Genomic DNA, 21,732 nt, shown 5'->3' on the forward strand with positions numbered 1-21,732 from the left:
GAAAGGGATCAAAGCTGCGGGCACAGGGCCCGGGCACGAGGGTAACACGAAAAACCGGGGTTCCCCCCGGTATTCCCGGCAGGGGCGCGCCATGACAAACGGCGCCCCGAAGGGCGCCGTCTGGGTGGTTCCGGTCCGAGGGATCAGCCCTGAAGCGTGCGGACCCCGTAGCCCTCGCGCCGCGCCATCATCGCTTGCGTGGCGGCGATGGCCCCGGCGGCGGTGGTGAAATAGGGGATCTTGTCCATCAGCGAGACGCGGCGGATGTCGCGGCTGTCGTTGATGGATTGCGCGCCTTCGGTGGTGTTGAAGACCAGCGCGATATCGCCGTTCTTCAGCCGATCGACGATGTTCGGCCGGCCCTCGTAGACCTTGTTCACCGCCGTGGTCGCGACGCCTTCGGCCTTCAGCCAGGTCGCCGTGCCGCCGGTGGCGACGATCTCGAAGCCCATGCCCGCGAGGTCGCGCACCGCACCGGCCAGCGCCGCCGTCTTGTCGTCGTCGCGGACCGAGACGAAGACCCGGCCCTCTTCCGGCAGGATCGTCCCCGCGCCCATCTGCGCCTTGAGGAAGGCCAGCGGGAACGAGCGATCCCAGCCCATCACCTCGCCCGTCGAGCGCATTTCCGGGCCGAGCAGCGTGTCGACGCCCGGGAAGCGGGCGAAGGGCAGCACCGCTTCCTTGACCGAGAACCAGGGCGTCTTCGGATCGGCCAGCGTGTTGGCATCGGCCAGCGGCAGCGGCGTGTCGGGGCCGACCCCCTCGGGATAGGCGGCGCGCAGCGGGAAGTTGGCCATCGGCTCGCCCGCCATCAGGCGCGCGGCGATCGAGGCGATGGCGCTGTCGGTGGCCTTGGCGACGAAGGGCACGGTCCGCGAGGCGCGCGGGTTGACCTCGAGCACGTAGATCACGCCGTCCTTGACCGCGAATTGCACGTTCATCAGGCCGACGACGCCCAGCGCCAGCGCCATCTGTTCGGCCTGGACCTTCATCTCCTCGACCAGCGCGGGGTCCAGCGAATGCGGCGGCAGGCAGCAGGCGCTGTCGCCCGAATGGACGCCCGCTTCCTCGATATGCTCCATGATCCCGGCGACATGGACGGTCTTGCCGTCCGACAGCGCGTCCACGTCCACCTCGATGGCGCCCGAGAGATAGCTGTCCAGCAGCACCGGGTTCTTGCCCGAGACATTCACCGCGGTGGTGATGTAGCGCCGCAGCTGATCCATGTCGCGGACGATCTCCATCGCCCGGCCGCCCAGCACGTAGGACGGGCGGATGACCAGCGGGAAGCCGATCCGTTCGGCGATGGCGATGGCCTGTTCGTCGGACGAGGCGATGCCGTTGATCGGTTGTTTCAGGCCCAGATCGTTCAGGAGCTTCTGGAAGCGTTCGCGGTCCTCGGCCAGGTCGATGGCGTCGGGGCTGGTGCCGAGGATCGGGATCCCTTCGGCGGCCAGTTCATTGGCCAGTTTCAGCGGCGTCTGGCCGCCGAACTGGACGATGACGCCGTGCAGCGTGCCGTTCGACATCTCGACGCGCAGGATTTCCAGCACATGCTCGATGGTCAGCGGCTCGAAGTACAGGCGGTCCGAGGTGTCGTAGTCGGTCGAAACCGTCTCGGGGTTGCAGTTGACCATGATGGTCTCATAGCCCGCCTCGGTCAGCGCGTAGCAGGCGTGGCAGCAGCAATAATCGAACTCGATCCCCTGGCCGATCCGGTTCGGCCCGCCGCCCAGGATCACCACCTTCTTGCGGTCGGAGGGGCGCGCCTCGTCCTCGACCTCGCCCATCGCCGGGACTTCATAGGTCGAATACATATAGGGCGTCTGCGCCTCGAATTCGGCGGCGCAGGTGTCGATGCGCTTGAAGACGGCGGTGACATTGGCGGCGCGGCGGATGCGGCGCACCTCGGCCTCGGTCTTGCCGGTCAGCATGGCGAGGCGGGCATCGGTGAAGCCCAGCATCTTCAGCGCGCGGATGCCGGCGGTGTCGGTCGGCAGGCCGTTGGCCTTCACAGTATTCTCGGCCTCGACGATCTCGCGGATGCGGGCCAGGAACCAGGGATCGAAGGCGGTGACGTGCTGGATCTCGTCGTCCGAAAGCCCGTGGCGCATGGCCTGGGCGATGACCCGCAGCCGGTCGGGCGTGGCCTGGCTCAGCGCCTGGGTGAGCGCGGCCTTGTCGGGCGCGCCGGGGATGGCGATTTCGTCGAAACCCGAGAGTCCGGTTTCCAGCGACGCCAGCGCCTTTTGCAGCGATTCGTGGATCGTGCGGCCGATGGCCATCGCCTCGCCCACCGATTTCATGGCGGTGGTGAGGTCGGGCTTGGAGCCCGGGAATTTCTCGAAGGCGAAGCGCGGGATCTTGGTGACGACATAGTCGATGGTCGGCTCGAACGAGGCGGGCGTGACCTTGGTGATGTCGTTGTCCAGCTCATCGAGCGTATAGCCCACGGCCAGTTTCGCCGCGACCTTGGCGATGGGGAAGCCGGTGGCCTTCGACGCCAGCGCCGAGGAGCGCGAGACGCGCGGGTTCATCTCGATGACGACCATGCGGCCGTCCTTCGGGTTGATCGCCCATTGCACGTTCGAGCCGCCGGTCTCGACCCCGATCTCGCGCAGCACGGCGATCGAGCCGTTGCGCATGATCTGGTATTCCTTGTCGGTCAGCGTCAGCGCCGGGGCGACGGTGATCGAGTCGCCGGTGTGCACGCCCATCGGGTCGACGTTCTCGATGGAGCAGACGATGATCGCGTTGTCCGCCTTGTCGCGGACGACCTCCATCTCATACTCTTTCCAGCCCAGCAGGCTTTCGTCCACCAGCACCTGCGCGACCGGCGAGGCCTCCAGACCCGAGCGCACGATGGCCTCGTAATCGTCGCGGTTGTAAGCCACGCCACCGCCGGTGCCGCCCAGGGTAAAGGCGGGGCGGATGATGGCGGGCAGGCCGATGTGTTCGAGGTCCTGCATCGCCTGCGCGATCCCGGCCTTGATGTCGTATTTGCCGTTCGGCAGCTTCGGCGCGGCGACGATGGTGGCCTTGGGGTTTTCCAGCCCGATGCGGTCCATCGCCTCGCGGAACAGTTTCCGGTCCTCGGCCATCTCGATGGCCTCGCGGTTGGCACCGATCAGCTGGACGCCGAATTTCTCCAGCACCCCCATGTCGGCGAGCGCCAGCGCGGTGTTGAGGCCGGTCTGCCCGCCCATGGTCGGCAGCAGGGCATCGGGGCGCTCGGCCTCGATGATCTTCGCCACGACGTCGGGGGTGATCGGCTCGATATAGGTGGCGTCCGCCAGCTGCGGATCGGTCATGATCGTGGCGGGGTTCGAGTTCACCAGGATGACGCGGTAACCTTCCTCGCGCAGGGCCTTGCAGGCCTGGGCGCCGGAATAGTCGAACTCGCAGGCTTGCCCGATGACAATGGGTCCCGCGCCGATGATCATGATGGAGGTGATATCGGTTCTTTTCGGCATGTCGGACCCCGTGCGTGCATGACGTGCGTGCGCTGAAGGCCGTCCCCCCGAGGGGCGGCGCGCAAATTGAGGCGGGTTATAGCCAGAGGCGGGTCCGGCGCAAGCCCTGATCGGCGAGTGTTGCGCTTGCGGAGGGGGCGGAACCGGGGGGGCCAGCCCCCCCCAGCCGCGCCACGGGCGCGGCGTTCTCGGCTGAAACGTGCCACTGGCACGTTTCCGAGACGCCGATCACCCCCCGGCGTATTTAGGGCAGAATGAAGGGGCGGGTTTTCGCAGGGTCCCGCGCGGCGGCGCAGCGTCATGGTTTCGTAACCCGGGCGGGCGTCCTATCGTGGCGGCAAACCGGAGGGATCGGATGCGTATTCTCGTTTTCAATGCAGGCAGTTCGAGTCTGAAATTCGGTGTCTTCGACCGGGCGCGCGGCGCGGGGTCCGAGGTTCGCCCGGTCCTCAAGGGCGCGTTCGACCGGTTCCGGGACGGGGCCTGCGATGTGACGGTGGACGCGGGCGGGACGTGCCGGAGCGGGACGGCGCCGCATGCCGATCTCGCCGCCGCCATCGCCGCGGTGCCCGCGCTGCTGGCGGCCGAGGGAATCGCCGGGATCGAGGCCGTGGGCCATCGCATCGCCCATGGCGGCCCCGATTTCACCGGCCCCGCCACGCTGGTCGAGGCAACGCTGGCCAAGATCGAGCGGCTGACGCCGCTGGCGCCCCTGCACAACCCGGCCAATCTGCAGGCAGTGCGGGTGGCGCGGCAGGTCTGGCCGGATCTGCCGCAGGTCGGCGTCTTCGACACCAGTTTCCACCTGACCAACCCGCCCCGCGTCACCACCTATGCCGTGCCCGAAAGCTGGCGCGAGGCGGGGCTCCGCCGCTACGGTTTCCACGGCACCAGCCACAAATACGTGGCCGAACGCGCGGCCGAGGCGCTGGGCCAGCCGGTCACGGCGCTCAGGATCATCTCGGTCCATCTGGGCAACGGCGCCTCGGTCTGCGCCATCAACCTCGGGCGCAGCCTCGAATCCTCGATGGGTCTGACGCCGTTGGAGGGGCTGGTGATGGGCACGCGCTCGGGCGATGTCGATCCGGGCGCTTTCGGCTATCTGCACCGGCAGCTGGGGCTCAGTATCGACGAGATCGAGGCGGCGCTGAACCGCGACTCTGGGCTGAAGGGGCTGACCGGCTCGTCCGACATGCGCGATGTCGAGGATCGCGCGGCGGCGGGTGACGGGGCGGCGCAGCTGGCGATCAACCTCTACGCCCACCGCGCGCGCAAATACGTCGGCGCCTATGCAGCGGCGATGGGCGGGGTGGATGCGCTGGTCTTCACCGGCGGCATCGGCGAGAATTCCCCCTCGATGCGGCGGCGGATCTGCGACGGGCTCGACTTCATGGGCCTGCGGCTCGATTTCGACCGCAATCAGGCGGTGGACCTGAAGGACCGCGCCGCGCCGCAGATCCAGGCCTATGGCTCGCGCGTGGCGGTGCTGGTCACCGAGACCGCCGAGCAATTGCAGATCGCCCGCGAGGTTGCGCAGCATCTGGCGCGTCCGGCGGCGGCGCCGAAGCCCCTGCCGGTGGCGGTATCCGGGCGGCATGTGCATCTGGCGGCGGACAGCCTCGCCGCGCTCTTCGGCCCCGGCTATCAGCTGACGGTGAAGAAGAACCTCCGCCAGCCCGGCAACTGGGCGGCCGAGGAGCGGGTCACGCTGGTCGGCCCCAAGGGGCGCATCGAGCATGTGGCGATCCTCGGCCCGCTCAGGAAGCGCACCCAGATCGAGGTCTCGCGCACCGACAGTTTCGCGCTGGGGATCGACGCGCCGGTTCGCGATTCGGGGCAGCTGGACGGGACGCCGATGATCCGGCTGATCGGGCCTTATGGGCAGATCGACACCGACGGGCTGATCGTCGCCTCCCGCCATATTCACATGAACCCGGCCGATGCCCAGGCCATGGGGCTGGAGGACGGGCAGATCGTCGGCGTGAAGGTGGGTCAGGGGGAGCGCTCGCTGACCTTCGGGCGCACGCTGGTCAGGATCCAGCCCAATGCCTTCACCGAGATGCATATCGACACCGACGAGGCCAATGCCGCCGGGATCGGCGCGGGCTGGGAGGGCGAGATCGTCGATCTGGAGGCGCATCTCGATCCGCATCCGTGATGGCTTGCAGGGCGGGCCCGGCCGTGGAACAAGAAGCTGTTCTCAGGGCGGGGCGAAATTCCCCACCGGCGGTAAGCGGCCGAAACCGCAAGCCCGCGAGCGCCTGCCTTCGGGCAGGGTCAGCAGATCAGGTGCGATTCCTGAGCCGACGGTCATAGTCCGGATGAAAGAGAACCATCGCCTCCCGTGCCTGGCACGCGGGGGTGCATGGGATCGCCTTGGGTGACGTGTCGCTAAAGGAGAGACCATGACACACACCCGTTACGCCTTTGTCAAAGCCGGCTGGCATGCCGCCATCGTCGACCGTGCGCTCGAAGGATTCCTTCAGATCATCCCCGCCGAACAGGTCGATGTCGTCGACGTGCCGGGCGCTTTCGAGATGCCATTGATGGCCCGCGATCTGGCGGCCACCGGGCGCTATTCCGCTGTGGCCTGCGCCGCCTTCGTGGTGGATGGCGGCATCTACCGGCACGATTTCGTGGCCCAGGCGGTGGTCAACGGCCTGATGCAGGCGGGGCTGGAGACGGGGGTGCCGGTGCTCTCGGTCTCGCTGACCCCGCACCAGTATCAGGAGACCGCGCATCACGACGGCATCTATCGTGCGCATTTCGTCCAGAAAGGGCGCGAGGCGGCCGAGGCGGCGCTGAAGATCACCGCCGCCCGGCAGGCCTTGCCCGCCTGACCTCAGGCCAGGGCGGGGAGGCGGCGACGGGCCCAGTCGAGGCCCAGCATCCCCGCCAGCATGGCCAGCACGAAGGTCAGGCCGCTGGCGCCGCTCCATCCCAGGGCGGCGACGGAGGGGCCGGGGCAGAAGCCCGCCAGCGCCCAGCCCGCCCCGAACAGGACCGACCCGCCCAGAAGGCGCCCGTCGATCCCTTGGCTGGGCATCGGCGGGAAGGGCTCGCCCGTGACCGAGCGGCGGCGCCGGGCGGCGAGTCGCCAGGCCAGCGCCATCGGCAGGATCGCGCCCCCCAGCACGAAGGCGAGCGTCGGGTCCCAATTGCCCGCGAGGTCCAGGAAGCCCTGCACCTTGGCGGTATCGGTCATGCCCGAGACCAGCAGGCCCAGGCCGAACAGCGCGCCGGAGGCGGCGGAAATCCAGGATCGCATCAGAACACCCCCAGGGTATGACGGCCGAGGAACATGACGGCGAAGCCCGCGCCTAGGAAGGTCAGCGTCGCCAGGATCGAGCGGGGCGAAAGGCGGGCCATGCCCACCACCCCGTGCCCCGAGGTACAGCCATTCGCCAGCCGCGTGCCGACGCCGACCAGCAGCCCCGCCAGCAGCAGGATGCCGGTATCGCCCGTCACATGCGTGGCGGGCGCGCCGCCGATTGCCACGACCAGCGCCGGGGCGCCGATCAGGGCGGCGACAAAGGGCAGGGATCCGCGCAGGGTCTGGCTGGCGCCGGGCCTTTCGACCAGGCTTCCGACGATGCCGCTGGCGCCCATCACCCGTCCGTTGCCCAGAAGCAGCAGCGCGGCGGCGAGGCCGATCATCAGCCCGCCGGCAAGTCCGGTCAGCCAGTCGAGGGGGATTGCGATCATGGCGGAACTCCTTTGGCAGGGCAACGTCCTGACTTGAGATGGGGTTCCGGCTTGCGGCGCCGCAAGGACGGCCGAACAGATAGGGCAGCTATCCTGTCCCGGTTCCCGGGCGCGGAACCTTCATCCGGTTCCGTCCTCGCCGTTGGGAGGGTTTTCCGGGGGAAAAGGCGGCGGAGAGCCCCGCCGCCCCCGGGTCTCAGGCCGACAGGGCGCGGGGCCGTCCGCCGATATGGTGCCAGACCAGCAGGGCTACGCCCACGCCGACCGCGGGCAGTTGCAACGCCGGATTGCCCGAGAGCACGAAGAGCGCCAGCGCCAGCCGGAGCCCCATCTCCCAGCTGGCGAGCCGCCGCTGGTCGAAGCGGGCCAGCGCGCTGGCCAGCAGATAGAGCGACAGCCCCAGCCGCGCGAGCAGCCACAGCAGCGGCAGCAGGTGGAACTCGCCGTCGTAGCCCGGCAGGAACCGCGCCCCGCCGGTGGCGGCATCGGGGTTGAGGACCGCGGCCTGCACCAGCAGGATCTCGGGGTTGAAGGCGAAGATGAAGGGGATGACGAACATCACGATCCCCGACCGCACCGCCGAGAACGAGGTTCCCACCGGGTCCGACTTGGCAATCGTCGAGGCCGCGTAGGAGGCAACGGCGACGGGCGGGGTGATGGCGCTGACGCAGGCGAAGTAGAAGATGAACATATGCGCGGTGAAATGCGCCATGCCGAGGCCGACCAGCAAGGGCCCCATCAGCAGCGCCGCGTTGACGTAGGCGGGCACCGCGGGCATCCCCATCCCCAGCAGGATCGCCAGCACCATCGTCACCCCCAGCGCCACGAACTGGAACATCAGCGGTGCGTTGTCGCCGAGGTTCAGCGCCCTCAGCCAGCCGAGGATGTCGAGCGCGATGAAGCTGGGCAGCGCCGTCAGGTTGAGGCTGATGTCGATGACCGAAACGGCGAGGAACATGAGGTAGAGCCCGGCCGAGGTGATCCCGGCATGGGCCAGCGCATCGACCAGCTTCGACGGGCTTTCGCGGAAGGCGCGGTCGATGAACTGCATGCCCATCAACACCACCGCCGCCCACCAGCCGACGCTGCCCGCGTCGCCCAGCGTGTTCTGGATCAGCTGCATGATCCAGGGCAGTTGCTCGGCCCGGCAGGCGCCGCTGGGCGTCTGGACCGCGACGGCGCCCAGAAGGCGGCTCAGCGGATCGCAGCCGATGGCGTCCTTGGGCACCAGCAGCAGCACGATGATGAGCGCCAGCGGCACGGCGATCTGGCTCAAGAGCAGGAAGTCGCGGGGGGTCAGGCGCATCTCGGGCGGGACCTCGCCCACGGCCTTGATCCCCTGTTTGCGGGACTGGAACATGACCGAGAGGAACATGCAGAGGAAATAGGCCACCGCCGGGATCGCCGCGGCGATGGCCACGTCGCGGTAGGGCACGCCGGTCATGGCGGCCAGCACGAAGGCGGCGATGCCCATGATCGGCGGCATCACCTGCCCGCCGGACGAGGCCGCGGCCTCGACCCCGGCAGCGTAGCTTTTCTTGAAGCCCGCGCGGATCATCATCGGGATGGTGATGGTGCCGGTGCCCAGCACGTTGACCACGGGCGTCCCGGTCGTGGTGCCGAACAGCGCCGAGGCGACGATGGCGGCATGGGCCGATCCGCCGCGCAGCTTGCGGGTCGAGACGACGGCGACCTTGATCAGCGTGCGCCCGCCCGCCGAGACGGACAGCAGCGAGCCCAGCACGATATAGGGAAAGACCGTGTTCAGCATGATATGCAGGAACTGGCCCAGCAGGCCCGAGCCCTGATTGACCAGCAGATCCTGCAAGCGCGGCCTGCCGTCGAGCAGGGTTCGCGGCTCGCCCCCCAATGCGGTGATCAGGTAGCGGTTCATGCCATCGGTGCCGAAGACGTACCAGAGGGTGACCGTGGCGATGGCGTAAAGCGCCAGCGCGATGGAGACCAGCACCAGCGAGAAGCCCCAGACCTGCGTGTTGTAGGCCAAAAAGACGATCACGGCGAGGCCGACGATCAGGGTGATCCAGGGGCCGGTCGTGGCGATGCAGCGCGGGTTGTCGATGGAGGTGGGGGCGGGCAGGCCCAAGGCCAGCGCCACCTCGCGCTCGGCGGCCAGCGCGCGCTCCATGAAGGCGGCGCGTTCGCCGGTGATCACGTCGATCAGGCAGACGGCCTCGTTCTCGATCAGGTAGGTGGTGGCGATGGTCAGCGCGGCCACGACCAGCGCGATGTCCAGCGCCAGCCCCAGACGGCGGCGGGCCTTGCCCTTGTCCTGCCACTCGCGCCAGATCGAATGCCAGAGCGCGACGATGATCATCATCCAGGCAAAGGCGATGGGGTAGTAATATTCATAGGGAAAGCGGCGCACCGCCAGCCAGTCCCAGCCGGTCAGGTTCTGCCAGAACTGGTCCCAGCCCGGGATCGCCGGGGTGGAGTTGATCATGCCGGTGATCACGAAGATCAGGGCCATGGCATAGACGACCCGACGCACGGCCGGGCGGATCTGGGGCGCTTCGGTTTCCATCGCTCGCTCGTGTCAGAAAGGACTGGGGGCCCGCCCGGAAGCAGGCCCCCGGAAGATCACCGCGCGGCGATCATTGGGCGCAATCGGGAACGTCGTAGCCCGCCTCTTCCCAGGCGCGGACAGCGCCGGGGTGATAGCGCACGGGGTTCAGCCCGCACATGCCCGAGGCGACGGGGTCAAGGTTCTCGAAACCGACGTTGCGGGCGTAGAGGGCCTTTTCATAGATCTGGGCCAGCGTCTCGATATGGGCGCGGGTCAGCTGATAGGCCAGCTCCTCGTCCATCGCCGCGTTGACGCAATTGCCGCCGACCGAACCCCGGGTGCGGAAGGCGCCGTCTTCGGACACCACGTGCGCGTTCTCGCCCAGTGCTGCCATCTGCTCGGCGCTCAGGATGAAGGGGGCCGAGCCCGGCGCGGTCAGCACGCGCTGCACGGCCTCGCTTTCGAACTGCTCGATGGGGATCGAGTAGAAGTTCATCCGCCCGGCCGAGAGTGCCTGAAGCGGACGGTCCGAGGGGATGTATTCCGGCAAGAGCGCCACATCGACCGAGCCTTCGGTGATGGTGGTGGCCATCTGCGACCAGTCGCTTTCGACGGCGGTGAAGCCGGTCCCGGCCTCGAGCCCGGTCATCACCTGGATGAGCGAGCGCGCCTCGTTGGTCGCGGCGCCGCGGGGCGGGCCGTCCAGCACGCGGCGGCCTTCGAGGTTGTCCCAGCCGGTGACGCCCGCCGTCTCGTAGCCGTAGAGCGTGTAGGCGCCGAAGGAATAGGGGTAGAGGACGCGCAGGTTGCCGGCCAGTTCGGCCCCGCGTTCGGCGCCGAGATCGGCGAAGGGACCGACGCCGCGCGACATCAGGAACGGCAGGATGAAGGGGCAGATGCCGATATCGGTGCGCCCTTCGGCCACGGCCAGCGTGGCGTTGACGCCGGTCTGGCCGAGGGTGATCTGGATATCGGCGATCCCGCGTTCGGACGCCACTTCGGCCAGATGGGCGATGGTCAGATGCACCGCGACCCCGGGGGTCGAGGTCATGGCGGTCAGGTTCACCTGCGCCAGCGCGCCCTGGGCGCCCAGCGCCAGGCTCAGCGCCGTGGTCAAAGCCAGTTTGTTCATGCGTTCCTCCCTCTGTTTTTGTGGGCCGCCGGAGCGGCCCGGTGTGGTTCGGACCGGCGCGAATCCTCCCCCGCGCCGGGTCGGTCCTCAGCGCGCCGGATGGCGGTAGGGTTCGATCGAGATGTTGCGCCCGATGCGGATGGTCATCAGGTCCTCGGCGATCAGCACGATGCCGTTGTACTCGGCCGCCAGCTCCCCCAGCACATCATCCATGGGCAGGGGATCGGGCGGCAGCAGCGCCAGATGCGTCAGCATCGCCAGGCGCGGTTTGGTCTGGGCGAAGACGCGGCCCACGTCGGTGGGCGAGGCATGGTGGTCGATGGCCACCTTCACCTTGGGATAATTGGCCAGCGTCGTGTCGCGGGCGGCGGCGATCTCGTGCACGAAGACATCCGCGCCCATCGCCTGGGCGATCAGGTTCTCGTTGTAGCGGGTGTCGTGCGAGTGGACGAAGACCCGGCCCTTGTATTCCACCCGGAAGCCATAGGCCGAGGGGATGTTGTCGCCGTGATCCACGAGGATCGCCCGGATCAGCAGGCCGCCGCGGTCATAAACCACGCCCTCGGTATAGACATGCGGGATGATGCGCATGTGCTCGGGGTCGATCTCGTTGTCGTTGACGCGGATGTTGCGGTCGGGGCGGGTGGCCTGCCAGGCGCCTTCGGCCAGATCCTCCAGCCCCTCGGGGCCATAGACGGTCAGCGGCTTGCCGCGCCCGGCCCAGCCCTGCGGGATGGTGCCCGACATCAGCAGGTCGAAGATCCCGGCGTAATGGTCGGAATGGTAATGCGACAGGATCACCGTATCGACATAGCCGACCGGGATGCCCAGCTGCGACATGCGGATCACCGTGCCGCGGCCGCAGTCGATCATCACCTTCTCGCCGCCCGCCTCGATCAGGGTCGAGGTGCCGAAGGCATGGATGCTGGGGTTGGGGATGCCGGTGCCCAAGAGGGTCACTTTCAGCACATCGTCACTCATCTCGTCTCTCCTCCCGGGGGCCGGGTCAGGACCGGCGGCCGGTTTTCAATTCCTGGCGGATCTGGTCGCCATGGGCGTCGAGCAGCGGCGGCGGGAGCACGTCACGCTCGGCCTCGCCATCGAAGCTGTAGGGCGCGCGGACGGTGGTGAAGGTCTCGGCCACGACGCCCGGCACGGTCAGCTTGATGCCCAGGTGCTTGGCCTGCGGGTCTTCCAGCGCCTCGTTGCTGTCATAGGCGGGCGAATAGGGCACGCCCGCCGCTTCCAGCGCGTCGCACCATTCGGCCCGGGTTTTCTTGGCGAAGACCGGGGCAAAAATGGCGATCAGCTCTTCCTGATGCTTGATGCGTTCAAGGCGTTCGTTGAAGCGCGGGTCCTCGTTCAGGGCCTGCATGCCGGTCGCTTCCAGCAACCCCTCCCAGAACTTGACGGGCGAGGACAGGTGGAAGGCGATCCAGGTGCCGTCCGCGCATTCGAACGTGTAGCTCTGCGAGACGACCGGGCGCGACAGCGGGCCCATGATCTCGCCCTCGCTGAAATAATGGGTGAAGCTGTCGAGGTTGAAATGGCACATGGCCTCCAGCATCGAGATGTCGATGCGGCGCCCCTTGCCGGAACTCGCGCGTTCCGTCAGCGCCGCCAGCACCGCCATCGCCGCGTATTGGCCGGTCACGGCGTCGGCGATCGCCGGGCCGATGACGCGGGGATTGTCCGGGGGCGTGAGCAGCCGCATGTAGCCCGCCGCCGCCTGGGCCACGGAATCGAAAGTCGGCCGCTTCATCGCCGGGCCCGAGGGGCCGAAGCCCGAGATGGCGCAATAGATCAGGTCGGGCTTGATGGCGCGCAGCGCCGCCTCGCTCGCGCCCAGCTTGTCGGCCACGCCGGGGCGGAAGTTCTGGATGAACACGTCGGCCCTGGCGACGAGCTGGTGAAAGGTCTCCAGATCCTCGGGCTTCTTGGTGTCCAGCGCGATGGAGCGCTTGTTGCGGTTGTAGGTCTGGTAATGCGGCGAATAGAGCCCGCCCTTGAAGGCGCGGAACGGATCGCCGGTGCCCGGCAGTTCCACCTTGATCACATCGGCGCCGAGGTCGCCCAGATGCATCGCCGCGGCGGGGCCGGTGATATAGGTGCCCATCTCGACGACGCGGATGTTCTTCAGGATCTTCATGCCTTGTCCTCCGCCGGGGATTCGTGGCCCGACAGCAGGCCGTCATAGGAAATCGCCAGATCCGCATGGTTCGACATGACGAAGCCGATGGAGCGCAGCGATTCCTCGTAAAGATGCGCGGAAAGGCCCGCGGCGCGCGCCAGCAGCGGCACGGCTTTCAGTGCCTCGAGCGGCCATCCCGCGTCCAGGATCACCGCCGGGATCGCGCCCGAGACGTTGATCGGCAGCGGCCGGTGCATGATGCCGGGCGCCTGTTCGCCCAGCACGCGCAGCGTCTCGACATAGCGGCCGCTCAGACCCAACTCGTCGCAGAGTTCCAGCAGCCGGATCGCCCGCGGGTCTCCCTCGGCATGCTGCGGATGGCCGAGGCCCGGCACCTTCTTGCGCTCCAGCTTCAGCTGCGTCACGTGGTCCTGCGCGGCGGCGGCGATGTCGCCGTCCTGCGCGTCGCTGAGGACCTGATGCAGGAAACGCCCCGCCGTCTCGGTCGAGCCCGCGACCACCGTGCCCATCCCCAGCAGCCCCGCCGCCATGGCGCCCTGCCAGGCCTCGGGGCCCGCGGCCAGGGTCATCCGTGCGGCCTGCACGCTGGGCACCAGCCCGTGTTCGGCAATGGCCACCAGACAGGCGTCCAGCATCCGGCGCTGGGCCTCGCTGGGCATGTCGCCGATCACCAGCAGCCAGAAGTAATCGGTGAAGCCGATCTTGCCGATCAGGTCATGGCAGAGGTCCCGGCCGCGCACCGTGATGGAATGGGCGTCCGAGGTGGCGATGGCCGTGTAGGGCTGGGTTTGTTTTCCGATCCGCATCTCTTATCTTTTCGCATTGCGAAACATTTTTCTCTTGCCGAAGCGTAAGCGCGCGGCTTAGGCTTCGTCAAGCCACTTTGTGGGCGCAGCGGACGCAAGGCGCGGGAGGGACAGCATGAGCGACGTGAACCAGTACACCATCACCCAGGCGGTGAAGGATTCCTTCAAGACCGAGCCGGGCAGCCGGTTTGAATCGCTGCTGCAGGGGCTGATCGAGCATCTGCACGATTTCACCCGCGAACAGAACGTCACCCACGAGGAATGGATGGCGGCGCTAATGTTCCTTTACGATTGCGGGAAGATCTCGACGCCCGAGCGGCACGAATTCATCCTGTTGTCCGACGTGCTGGGCTGGTCGGCGCTGGTCGACATGATCAACACCAAGGGCGGCGCGACCGAGGGATCGAACCTTGGGCCCTTCTATCTCGACAACGCGCCGGCCAAGGCGCTGGGCGCCGATCTGGGCGACGGGCGCGACGGCGTCACGCTGCTGGTTCATGGCCGGGTGATGGACACGCTGAAAAACCCGCTGCCCGGTGCGCAGGTCGATACCTGGCAGGCGGACGGGGCAGGGACCTATCCGATCCAGGAGGAGGGGCAGGACAAATACGACCTGCGCGGCAAGTTCACCGTCGATGATCAGGCGCGCTACTATTACACGACCGTGCTGCCCAAGCCCTATACCGTGCCCTATGACGGCCCGGTCGGCGTGCTGCTGCGCGCGGGCAATCGCCACGCCTGGCGCGCGCCGCATCTGCATTTCATCGTCACCGCCCCGGGCATGTCCGGCATCACCACCGAAGTTTTCTTCAAGAACACCGATTACGTCGATAATGACGCGGTTTTCGGGGTGCGCCGCTCGCTGATCCGCGACATCAAGCCCGCCCGCAACATCGAGGCTTTGGGCTATGCCCTCGACAAGATGCCCGATGCCGTGGTCGAAATGGATTTTGTTCTGGCACCGGAAGGGTGAGGCGGTTTGGACGAGGAAAGCGAAAGACCGGCGGGCTTTGTCGAGGCACTGGCCAAGGGGATCGCCATCCTCGAGGCTTTTGACGCCCGCCACAACGAGATGACGCTGTCCGAGGTGGCACGGCGGGTGAATGTCTCGCCCGCGGCCGCGCGGCGGGGGCTGATCACGCTGATCGAACTGGGCTATGTGGGGCAAAGCGGCAAGCGCTTTCACCTCAAACCCAAGGTGATGGCGCTGGGCTCGTCCTTCTATTTCGCCGCGCGGGTGGACGAGATCATCCTGCCCGACCTGCGACGGCTGGTGGAGATGTTCGGCGACGCCTCCTCGGTGGGGACGCTGAACGACCATAACGTGATCTATGTCGCGCATTATTCGCAGCAGCGGGCGCGGCGGGCCTCGGCCGTGGCGGGGGCGAGCTATCCTGCCTTTGCCACCTCGATCGGCCGGGTGCTGGTGGCGGGTCTGCCTGACGCGGCGCTCGATGCCTGGCTTGATGCGCTGGAGCCGGTGCCCCTGACCGCACGGACCCTGGTCGACAAGGCTGCGCTCAGGGATGAAATCCTGGCGGTGCGCCAGCAGGGCTATGCGACCACGGTGGACCAGCTGGATTACGGCATCACCGCGCTGGCGGTGCCGATCATCAACGAGGACGGCCGCACCATCGCCGCGGTCAACAGCTCGGGCTATTCCGGCATGCTGTCGCCCGAGGCGCTGGTGGCGGAGCGGCTGGGCGAGTTGCGGGCGGTGGCGAAATCCATCGCCCTGCAGCTGACCCGCTTCCCCACCCTGGGCGCGGTCCTGGACAATTGAACGGGCGCCGGGAGACCCGGCGCCCGTTTCTTTTCACCGAATGCTTCGGGAATCAGGCTTGACGCCCGAGATTCTAACACGCTATTTTCGTTATAAGCAAGAATTTTCGCAATGCGAAAATATTGGCGATACCAGAGACCAGATCGGGAGGACCTGATGAACAAACCCCACAGCCTTGCCCCCACGACCTTGCAGGACGCGCTGGACGCCGCCGGCGGGCCGATCAACCTGCTGCGCAGTTCGCAGCTGGGCACGACGATCTTCCCGGGCATCCCGGCCGAATTCACCAACTGGCGCGACGAACAGCGCGCCTGGAAGCACAGCGTGGCGATGCTCGAACAGAGCTATCACATGACCGAGGTGCATGTGCGCGGCGCAGACGCGCTGGCCTTCATGGCCGGGCTGATGACCAACCGCGCCGACAATTTCGACGTGATGCGCGCCAAGCAGATCGTCATGTGCGGGCCGGACGGCCGGATGATCTCGGACGCGGTGCTGTTCCGCGAAGAGGCGGATTTCATGCGCGTCGTCGGCCCGCCCACCGCCGCCAACTGGGTCGAATACAACGCGACCAAGACCTCTCTGAACGTGACCGTCACCCGCGATGAGAACTTCATCCGCCCCCGCGCTCGCCGCGATGTCTACCGCTTCCAGCTTCAGGGCCCGAACGCGCTGGCGCTGATGCAGGAAGTGACCGAAGGCACGCTGCCCGAGATCAAGTTCTTCCACATGGGCGCCTTCAAGATCGCCGGCTGCGACGTGCGCGCCGTGCGGCACGGCATGGCCAGCACCCCGGGTTTCGAGCTCTACGGTCCGTGGGAGGACCAGCAGGCCGTGCGCGAGGCGGTGGAGCGCGTGGGCGAGAAATACGACCTGCGCAAGGCGGGGTCGGTGACCTACGGCACCGCCGCGCAGGAATCGGGCTGGATGCCGCGTCCTCTGCCCGCGATCTACGAGGGCGAGACCATGGCGGACTACCGCCGCTGGATCCCCGCGCAAAGCTTCGAGGCCGCGGGCTCCTTGGGCGGCAGCTTCGTGTCGGACCGGATCGAGGATTATTATGTCGAGCCCTACGAAGTGGGCTACGGCTCGCTGGTGAACCTCAACCACGACTTCATCGGCCGCGACGCGCTGGTCGAGAAGAAGCAGAACCAGAAGCGCCAGAAGATGACGCTGATCTGGAACAACGACGACGTGTTCCGCGTGCTCCAGAACTCGCTCAGGAACGACGGGCCGCGCGCGAAGTTCATCTCGCTGCCGGTGCCGATGTATTCCTCGTTCCAGGCCGATCAGGTGCTGGCGGGCGGCAAGCCCGCGGGCGTGTCCAACTGGATGAGCTATTCGTCGAATGCGGGCGCCATGCTGTCCACCGCGCTGATGGATCTGGAGCATTGCGAGATCGGCAAGGAAGTCACCCTCCTCTGGGGCGAGCCCGACAGTCGCCGCCGCACGGTCGAGGCGCATGAGCTGACCGAGATCCGCGCCACCATCGCCCCGGTGCCCTATTATGCCAAGACCAACAAGACCGACGGCTGATCCCCCCGGTTTCCGAGCCTCGAAGGCGGCCCCGAGACGGGCCGCCTTTTTCTTCGGACTCAGCGATGGGCCTTCATCAAGGCCGCGGCCTCGCGGGTCAGATGCCCCAGGCCCAGAGCCTCGAACTGCGCCAGCATCTCCTCGTCGCTGTTGTGGGGGCGCAGCCAAGGGGCGATGCCGGGATGATAGACGGCGCGCAGCCAGGACAGCACATCCTCGTCGCGCTGGCGCTCGTAGTGCTTAGTGCGCCAGAAGCGGCCCAGCGGCACGCCCAGCCCCTCGAAATGCGCCAGCACCGCGTCGACGCGGTAAAGGCTGCACATCGAATTCGGCACGCGTCCGCCCTTGGCATTGGTGATGATCAGCCCGCCCGCCTGGCTGGCCACGTAGCGGAGCCCGAGGGAGCGCGGCGCCAGCTGGTTCAGGGCGATATGGCTGCGGGGGCGGCGGCGCATGATCCAGATCTCCTGATCCAGACGGCCCAGCAACTGGCGGCCATGCACCGCCGAGCCCTCGGCGAAGACCAGATGCCGGGCCCCGGCATAGGCGCGCATCTGCTCGGGCAGGGACAGCATCTCGGGATAGACGATCTGCACGCCCGCCTGTTGCAGGCAAAGGACCAGATAGCGCTCGCCCGCCATCCGCCCCGCTTCGGGCCTGAGTTGCGCGCGTGAGACATAGACCACGCCCTCGGGCGTGATGGGCGGCAGGTTGCCCGCGATCCGCTCTTCCAGAAGGTCGAGGTATTCGGGCAGCGGCGGCGGGCCGTTCAACTGCTCGGCCTGCGCGGCGACATGCAGCTCGCGAAAGAGCGTCGGCTTGTAGACGAAGCGCAACCGCTCGAGCGGCACATGCAGCCAGGTCATGATCGCCCGAAACGCCGGCGCTATGTCCTTGCGGCCCATCGGCGCGGCGCTGCTGAAATAGAGCGGCAGACCCGGCGCATCGACCAGCGTCTGGGGGATCCGCGGCACGGTTTCTGAACAGATATGCCCGAAATGATCGTCGTGGACCGAGACGAAGGCGCAGGGTTCCTCGATTATCTCGGGGTTCGAGGCGTCGATGGTCGGGCGCGTGCAGAAGCGCCGCCGGTCCCGCCAGAGCCGCACATCGGTCTGATTGTCGAAATCCGGCCAGAGCACGCCCGGCGTCCGGCGGTTCGGGGCGCGACCGGCCAGAATGTCGTGGAACACCTGCATCGGCGGCAGGGTCCGGGTGCGCCGCCCGGGGAGGACGTCGGTCGCTGTCGGTCGCTCCGCGCCGGAGGTCCCGCGCTTGTTGTGCTGCATGGACGGGTTCTTGCCTGAAGGGTGCCTGTCGGGCGATCGTATCCAGATTCTGCCCGGCAGGGAATGCAGGAACGTCAAAGCCGTCCGGCCCCGGGGAGAGCGGCGCGGCCGCGCACCAGCAGGCTTGGGGGCGGGCAGTCAGTCATGGCGACCACTTCCTCCCGTCCGGGGCCGATGGTCGCCGACGACCCGGCCAGTCACGCGGGCAATATCGGTCGGGGTTTGCCGCAGGGTGGCGTGCGTCGGGCCTGAGTCTGCCGGTCTCACTTGCCAAGCGCCCCTCGTTTCCGCCGCGCCGATGGCGGGGAGGGCGGTGTCAGCCGTCGCCGGACAGCGTGATCCGCGCCTCGAACCCGTCGGCGTGGCCGGGGCGGGGCGAGGACAGCACCAGCCGCCCGCCGATCCGCCCGGCGATGGCCGCGACGATGGCAAGGCCGAGGCCGCTGCCATCGCCGGTCGAGGCCCGGGCGAAACGATCCGTCAGCCGCGCCAGCACCTCGGGCGCCACGACGGGGCCGGGATTGGCGACCGTCAGCGCGGCCGCCTCGGTCAGGACGACCTGCACCGGGGCGCCGGGCGTGCCATGGCGCAGCGCGTTCTCGATCAGGTTGCGCAGCACGATCCCGAAGGCGTCGGGGTCGAGCCTCGACAGGACCGGCGCCTCGGGCAGGGACAGCACCAGCCGACCCGCGGCGTTGCGGCCGAGGTCATCGACCAGCAGCCGCGCCACCGGCCGCAGGTCGCCCGGCTGATCGACGCGCAGCTTGCCGCCCTCGGCCCGGGCCAGCTGCAACAGGCGCTCGGACAGACGGGTCAGGCGTTTCAGCGTCTCCTCGATGGCGACGGCGCGGGCGACGACCGGGGCTTCCTGCGTCTCCTGTTTCAGGCGCTGGATCTGGGCGATGGCCCCGGCCAGCGGCGTGCGCAATTCATGCGCGGCATTGGCGGCGAAGCTGCGCTCGGCCTCGAAGGCGGCATCGAGCCGGGCCAGCAGGTCGTTCAGCGTCTCGCCCACTGTCTGCAATTCGGCGGGCAGGTCGCTCACCGGAACGGGCGAGAGGTCGCGCGCCTCCCGCGACGCCAGCCGCCCCCGGAACCGCCTGAGCCCCGACAGACCCAGCGCCACCGAGAGGCCGACGATGGCCAGCGTCAGCGGGATCATCAGCGCCAGGGGCAGGATCTGCCGCATCAGGATCTCGCCCACCGCCTGCTGGCGCTGCGCCAGCGGCTCGGCCACCGTCAGGCGGATCGAGCCTTGCAGCGTATCCTCGGAATAGAAGCGGTGGGTGGCGTTCTGGGCAAAGCCTGGGCCGGTCCAGTCGGGAAAGGCGGCGGGATCGGCGGCATGCGAGCGCATCAGCAGGCCGCCCGCGTCGTCGCGCACGACATAGGTTAGCAATTCGGGATGGGCGCGGATCGGGGCGAGGTGCTGGTCGCCGTCACCGGCCTCGCGGTTGGTGATCTCCAGCACGGCGAGCGGCAAGAGGCGCTGCGCGGTTTCCTCCAGCGAGGAATCGAAGACCTCTTCCATCTCGTGGCGCAGGCTCAGCGCGGTCAGCACCGCGGTGCCCAGCCAGACCAGCGTCAGCGCCAGACCCAGCCCCAGCGCAAGGCGCGCTTGCAGGCCCCAGCGCCGCCTCACGCCGCGCCCAGCCGGTAGCCGAGGCCGCGTTCGGTCACGATGACCCCCGCGCCCAGCTTCTTGCGCAGGCGGCTGACATGGACCTCGATCGTGTTGCTCTCGACCTCGGTGTCGAAGGCATAGAGCGTGTCTTCCAGCTGGGTTTTCGACAGCAATTGCCCGCGGCGGGCCAGAAAGGCCTCGAACAGCGCCCATTCCCGGGCGGTCAGCGTCACCGGCTTGCCTGCGCGCAGGATGCTGCGGGCGGCGAGGTCGATGTCCAGATCGCCGTGGCTGAGGATCGGGTTGGGATTGCCGCTGTAGCGCCGGGCGACCGCGCCGATGCGGGCCGACAATTCGCCCAGATCGAAGGGCTTCACCAGATAATCGTCGGCGCCTGCGTTCAGCCCCTCGATCCGGTCCGAGACCTGATCGAGCGCGGTCAGGATGATCACCGGCACCACGCTGCCCCGCGCCCTGAGGCGCTTGAGGAACGGGATGCCGCGCCCGTCGGGCAGCATCAGGTCCAGCAGCACCAGCTCATGCGCGGCGGTGGCCATCGCGTCCTCGGCCGCATCGAGCCGGGTCACCCAATCGATGGAATGGCCATCCCCCGCAACCTGGTCGCGCAGCGCGGCGCCCAGCACGGTGTCGTCTTCGATCAGGAGGATGCGCATGGGACTTTCCGCTTGGCCTGCCCCTTCTTATGCCGCTTTCGCCTGACGGCAAACTGAACCGGTGACGCAGGTCGCTTCAGGCTGCCGTCAGTTAGGGCCGCTATTCAGGGCAGAGCAAAAGCGGAGCAGCCCATGAAACCCCTCGTCCTGATCCTGACCCTGTCCGGTGGTCTTCTGGCAGCCGGAGGCGCCCTGGCCGACGACGATTGCACCAGCCCGATGTCCGACTGGCAACCGCGCGAGGCGGCGGTGGCCCGGGTCGGGGAGCTGGGCGTCAGCGTCGACCGGCTGCGCATCGACGACGGTTGCTACGAGTTGCGCGGCCGCGATGCCGAGGGCAACCGGGTCGAGATGCAGCTCGACCCCGCGACCTTGGAGGTGCGCGAGCTGGAAATCCGCTTCGGCCGCGGCGCGGATTGGTCGCGGTATTTCCCCGGGCGCCACGGTCAGGACTGACGCCCGCCCCGGACGACGGGCCCGGTGCCTCGGCGCCGCCCGTCCGCGGGATCGACGCGTCCCGACGATCCCGCCACCCCCCGGTCCCCAAGGCCGGGGGGTTTTTCTGCGCCCTCTGGCCGGGGCGCTGCCGGAAGCTGACGGCAGGCTGAAGCAGATTGTCCCGGCCCGTCAGCAAGGGATCAGCCCCGGGGCGCAGAAAGGCTGTGCCCCCTGTGAAAGGACAGACGATGAAAACCACCCTTGCCCTTCTTGCCGCCACCACCGCGCTTGCTGCGGTCCTCACGCTGCCCGCCCTTGCCGATGACGACCGTCGCGCACGGTCGGACGATTCCCGCGGCGAGCATGTCACCCTGCGCGACCGCATGGCGCAGCTGTTCCATGTCTTCGACGATGACGACGACGGGCACCGCCACGGCGGGCGCCACCATGACGACGACGATGACGACGACGACGGCGGCGGCCGCGGCCGGATGGCGGCGCCTGCGGGCAGCGTTGCGCCGCCCGCCAACGGGCTCTTCGGCACCGGCACGCCGCCCCGCGTGCAAATGAACTGATCCGCCCGCCCGGGCGCGCCG

18 protein-coding genes and 1 riboswitch are annotated in these 21,732 nt (G+C 68.0%); of the genes, 7 read left to right on the forward strand and 11 right to left on the reverse strand.

What is annotated here, in order from left to right; translation table 11 throughout:
- Positions 1-143: 143 nt before the first annotated feature.
- Positions 144-3,473 (reverse strand): carbamoyl-phosphate synthase large subunit, encoded by a 3,330-nt coding sequence (gene carB, locus VDQ18_RS05830; protein ID WP_323020048.1) that lies wholly within the window; start codon positions 3,471-3,473, stop codon positions 144-146.
- Positions 3,474-3,828: 355 nt separating this feature from the next.
- Here carB and VDQ18_RS05835 point away from each other — a divergent pair, with 355 nt between their 5' ends.
- Positions 3,829-5,631: an acetate/propionate family kinase gene (locus VDQ18_RS05835; protein ID WP_323020049.1), complete on the forward strand. Its 1,803-nt coding sequence runs from the start codon at positions 3,829-3,831 to the stop codon at positions 5,629-5,631.
- 34 nt (positions 5,632-5,665) lie between these two features.
- Positions 5,666-5,810, forward strand: a riboswitch (FMN riboswitch).
- Between the two features lie 68 nt (positions 5,811-5,878).
- Positions 5,879-6,313: a 6,7-dimethyl-8-ribityllumazine synthase gene (locus VDQ18_RS05840; protein WP_323020050.1), complete on the forward strand. Its 435-nt coding sequence runs from the start codon at positions 5,879-5,881 to the stop codon at positions 6,311-6,313.
- 2 nt (positions 6,314-6,315) lie between these two features.
- Here the strand turns inward: VDQ18_RS05840 and VDQ18_RS05845 are convergent, their stop codons facing one another.
- From VDQ18_RS05845 to VDQ18_RS05875, 7 genes are all read right to left on the reverse strand, one after another.
- On the reverse strand, positions 6,316-6,741 hold the full coding sequence (locus VDQ18_RS05845) for a DUF6691 family protein (RefSeq protein WP_323020051.1): 426 nt from the start codon (positions 6,739-6,741) through the stop codon (positions 6,316-6,318).
- Positions 6,741-7,178 (reverse strand): YeeE/YedE family protein, encoded by a 438-nt coding sequence (locus VDQ18_RS05850; protein ID WP_323020052.1) that lies wholly within the window; start codon positions 7,176-7,178, stop codon positions 6,741-6,743. The genes VDQ18_RS05845 and VDQ18_RS05850 overlap by 1 nt, the downstream gene beginning before the upstream one ends.
- Positions 7,179-7,374: 196 nt before the next feature.
- Positions 7,375-9,720 carry a TRAP transporter permease gene (locus VDQ18_RS05855; RefSeq protein WP_323020053.1) on the reverse strand — a complete coding sequence of 782 codons (2,346 nt, stop codon included), beginning with the start codon at positions 9,718-9,720 and terminating at the stop codon, positions 7,375-7,377.
- Positions 9,721-9,790: 70 nt separating this feature from the next.
- Positions 9,791-10,834, reverse strand: coding sequence for a TAXI family TRAP transporter solute-binding subunit (locus VDQ18_RS05860; protein ID WP_323020054.1), 1,044 nt, complete (start codon positions 10,832-10,834; stop codon positions 9,791-9,793).
- Between the two features lie 87 nt (positions 10,835-10,921).
- Positions 10,922-11,815, reverse strand: a complete 894-nt coding sequence (locus VDQ18_RS05865; protein ID WP_323020055.1) for an MBL fold metallo-hydrolase — start codon at positions 11,813-11,815, stop codon at positions 10,922-10,924.
- Positions 11,816-11,840: 25 nt separating this feature from the next.
- Complete coding sequence (locus VDQ18_RS05870) at positions 11,841-12,983, reverse strand: CoA transferase (RefSeq protein WP_323020056.1); 1,143 nt, start codon at positions 12,981-12,983, stop codon at positions 11,841-11,843.
- Positions 12,980-13,792 (reverse strand): citryl-CoA lyase, encoded by an 813-nt coding sequence (locus VDQ18_RS05875; RefSeq protein ID WP_323020057.1) that lies wholly within the window; start codon positions 13,790-13,792, stop codon positions 12,980-12,982. Before VDQ18_RS05875 ends, VDQ18_RS05870 begins: the two co-directional genes overlap by 4 nt.
- A 115-nt stretch (positions 13,793-13,907) precedes the next feature.
- Here VDQ18_RS05875 and VDQ18_RS05880 point away from each other — a divergent pair, with 115 nt between their 5' ends.
- The 3 genes from VDQ18_RS05880 to VDQ18_RS05890 all read left to right on the forward strand — a co-directional run bounded on the left by VDQ18_RS05880 (position 13,908) and on the right by VDQ18_RS05890 (position 17,111).
- On the forward strand, positions 13,908-14,765 hold the full coding sequence (locus VDQ18_RS05880; protein ID WP_323020058.1) for a dioxygenase: 858 nt from the start codon (positions 13,908-13,910) through the stop codon (positions 14,763-14,765).
- A gap of 6 nt (positions 14,766-14,771) precedes the next feature.
- Complete coding sequence (locus VDQ18_RS05885) at positions 14,772-15,575, forward strand: IclR family transcriptional regulator domain-containing protein (protein WP_323020059.1); 804 nt, start codon at positions 14,772-14,774, stop codon at positions 15,573-15,575.
- A gap of 156 nt (positions 15,576-15,731) precedes the next feature.
- Complete coding sequence (locus VDQ18_RS05890) at positions 15,732-17,111, forward strand: aminomethyl transferase family protein (RefSeq protein ID WP_323020060.1); 1,380 nt, start codon at positions 15,732-15,734, stop codon at positions 17,109-17,111.
- A gap of 59 nt (positions 17,112-17,170) precedes the next feature.
- Here the strand turns inward: VDQ18_RS05890 and VDQ18_RS05895 are convergent, their stop codons facing one another.
- The 3 genes from VDQ18_RS05895 to VDQ18_RS05905 all read right to left on the reverse strand — a co-directional run bounded on the left by VDQ18_RS05895 (position 17,171) and on the right by VDQ18_RS05905 (position 20,698).
- Complete coding sequence (locus VDQ18_RS05895; RefSeq protein ID WP_323020061.1) at positions 17,171-18,400, reverse strand: glycosyltransferase family 61 protein; 1,230 nt, start codon at positions 18,398-18,400, stop codon at positions 17,171-17,173.
- Between the two features lie 316 nt (positions 18,401-18,716).
- Entirely contained in the window at positions 18,717-20,042 is a 1,326-nt protein-coding gene (locus VDQ18_RS05900) for a sensor histidine kinase (protein ID WP_323020062.1), read from the reverse strand.
- Positions 20,039-20,698 (reverse strand): response regulator transcription factor, encoded by a 660-nt coding sequence (locus tag VDQ18_RS05905; RefSeq protein ID WP_323020063.1) that lies wholly within the window; start codon positions 20,696-20,698, stop codon positions 20,039-20,041. Before VDQ18_RS05905 ends, VDQ18_RS05900 begins: the two co-directional genes overlap by 4 nt.
- Positions 20,699-20,830: 132 nt before the next feature.
- Between VDQ18_RS05905 and VDQ18_RS05910 the strand changes: the two genes are divergently transcribed.
- Together VDQ18_RS05910 and VDQ18_RS05915 are read left to right on the forward strand one after the other, a co-directional pair.
- Positions 20,831-21,154 carry a PepSY domain-containing protein gene (locus VDQ18_RS05910; protein ID WP_323020064.1) on the forward strand — a complete coding sequence of 108 codons (324 nt, stop codon included), beginning with the start codon at positions 20,831-20,833 and terminating at the stop codon, positions 21,152-21,154.
- Positions 21,155-21,384: 230 nt separating this feature from the next.
- The gene (locus VDQ18_RS05915) at positions 21,385-21,711 is read left to right on the forward strand and encodes a hypothetical protein (RefSeq protein WP_323020065.1); all 327 of its coding nucleotides are present in this window, start codon (positions 21,385-21,387) and stop codon (positions 21,709-21,711) included.
- Positions 21,712-21,732: the final 21 nt, after the last annotated feature.

This window comes from Pararhodobacter sp. (genome assembly GCF_034676075.1).
Classification (GTDB): Bacteria; Pseudomonadota; Alphaproteobacteria; order Rhodobacterales; family Rhodobacteraceae; genus Pararhodobacter.

Bases quoted from the DNA above. Each gene is read 5' to 3' on its own strand.
- carB (WP_323020048.1), bottom strand. From the start codon at position 3,473: ATGCCGAAAAGAACCGATATCACCTCCATCATGATCATCGGCGCGGGA.
- VDQ18_RS05835 (WP_323020049.1), top strand. From the start codon at position 3,829: ATGCGTATTCTCGTTTTCAATGCAGGCAGTTCGAGTCTGAAATTCGGT.
- VDQ18_RS05840 (WP_323020050.1), top strand. From the start codon at position 5,879: ATGACACACACCCGTTACGCCTTTGTCAAAGCCGGCTGGCATGCCGCC.
- VDQ18_RS05845 (WP_323020051.1), bottom strand. From the start codon at position 6,741: ATGCGATCCTGGATTTCCGCCGCCTCCGGCGCGCTGTTCGGCCTGGGC.
- VDQ18_RS05850 (WP_323020052.1), bottom strand. From the start codon at position 7,178: ATGATCGCAATCCCCCTCGACTGGCTGACCGGACTTGCCGGCGGGCTG.
- VDQ18_RS05855 (WP_323020053.1), bottom strand. From the start codon at position 9,720: ATGGAAACCGAAGCGCCCCAGATCCGCCCGGCCGTGCGTCGGGTCGTC.
- VDQ18_RS05860 (WP_323020054.1), bottom strand. From the start codon at position 10,834: ATGAACAAACTGGCTTTGACCACGGCGCTGAGCCTGGCGCTGGGCGCC.
- VDQ18_RS05865 (WP_323020055.1), bottom strand. From the start codon at position 11,815: ATGAGTGACGATGTGCTGAAAGTGACCCTCTTGGGCACCGGCATCCCC.
- VDQ18_RS05870 (WP_323020056.1), bottom strand. From the start codon at position 12,983: ATGAAGATCCTGAAGAACATCCGCGTCGTCGAGATGGGCACCTATATC.
- VDQ18_RS05875 (WP_323020057.1), bottom strand. From the start codon at position 13,792: ATGCGGATCGGAAAACAAACCCAGCCCTACACGGCCATCGCCACCTCG.
- VDQ18_RS05880 (WP_323020058.1), top strand. From the start codon at position 13,908: ATGAGCGACGTGAACCAGTACACCATCACCCAGGCGGTGAAGGATTCC.
- VDQ18_RS05890 (WP_323020060.1), top strand. From the start codon at position 15,732: ATGAACAAACCCCACAGCCTTGCCCCCACGACCTTGCAGGACGCGCTG.
- VDQ18_RS05895 (WP_323020061.1), bottom strand. From the start codon at position 18,400: ATGCAGCACAACAAGCGCGGGACCTCCGGCGCGGAGCGACCGACAGCG.
- VDQ18_RS05905 (WP_323020063.1), bottom strand. From the start codon at position 20,698: ATGCGCATCCTCCTGATCGAAGACGACACCGTGCTGGGCGCCGCGCTG.
- VDQ18_RS05910 (WP_323020064.1), top strand. From the start codon at position 20,831: ATGAAACCCCTCGTCCTGATCCTGACCCTGTCCGGTGGTCTTCTGGCA.
- VDQ18_RS05915 (WP_323020065.1), top strand. From the start codon at position 21,385: ATGAAAACCACCCTTGCCCTTCTTGCCGCCACCACCGCGCTTGCTGCG.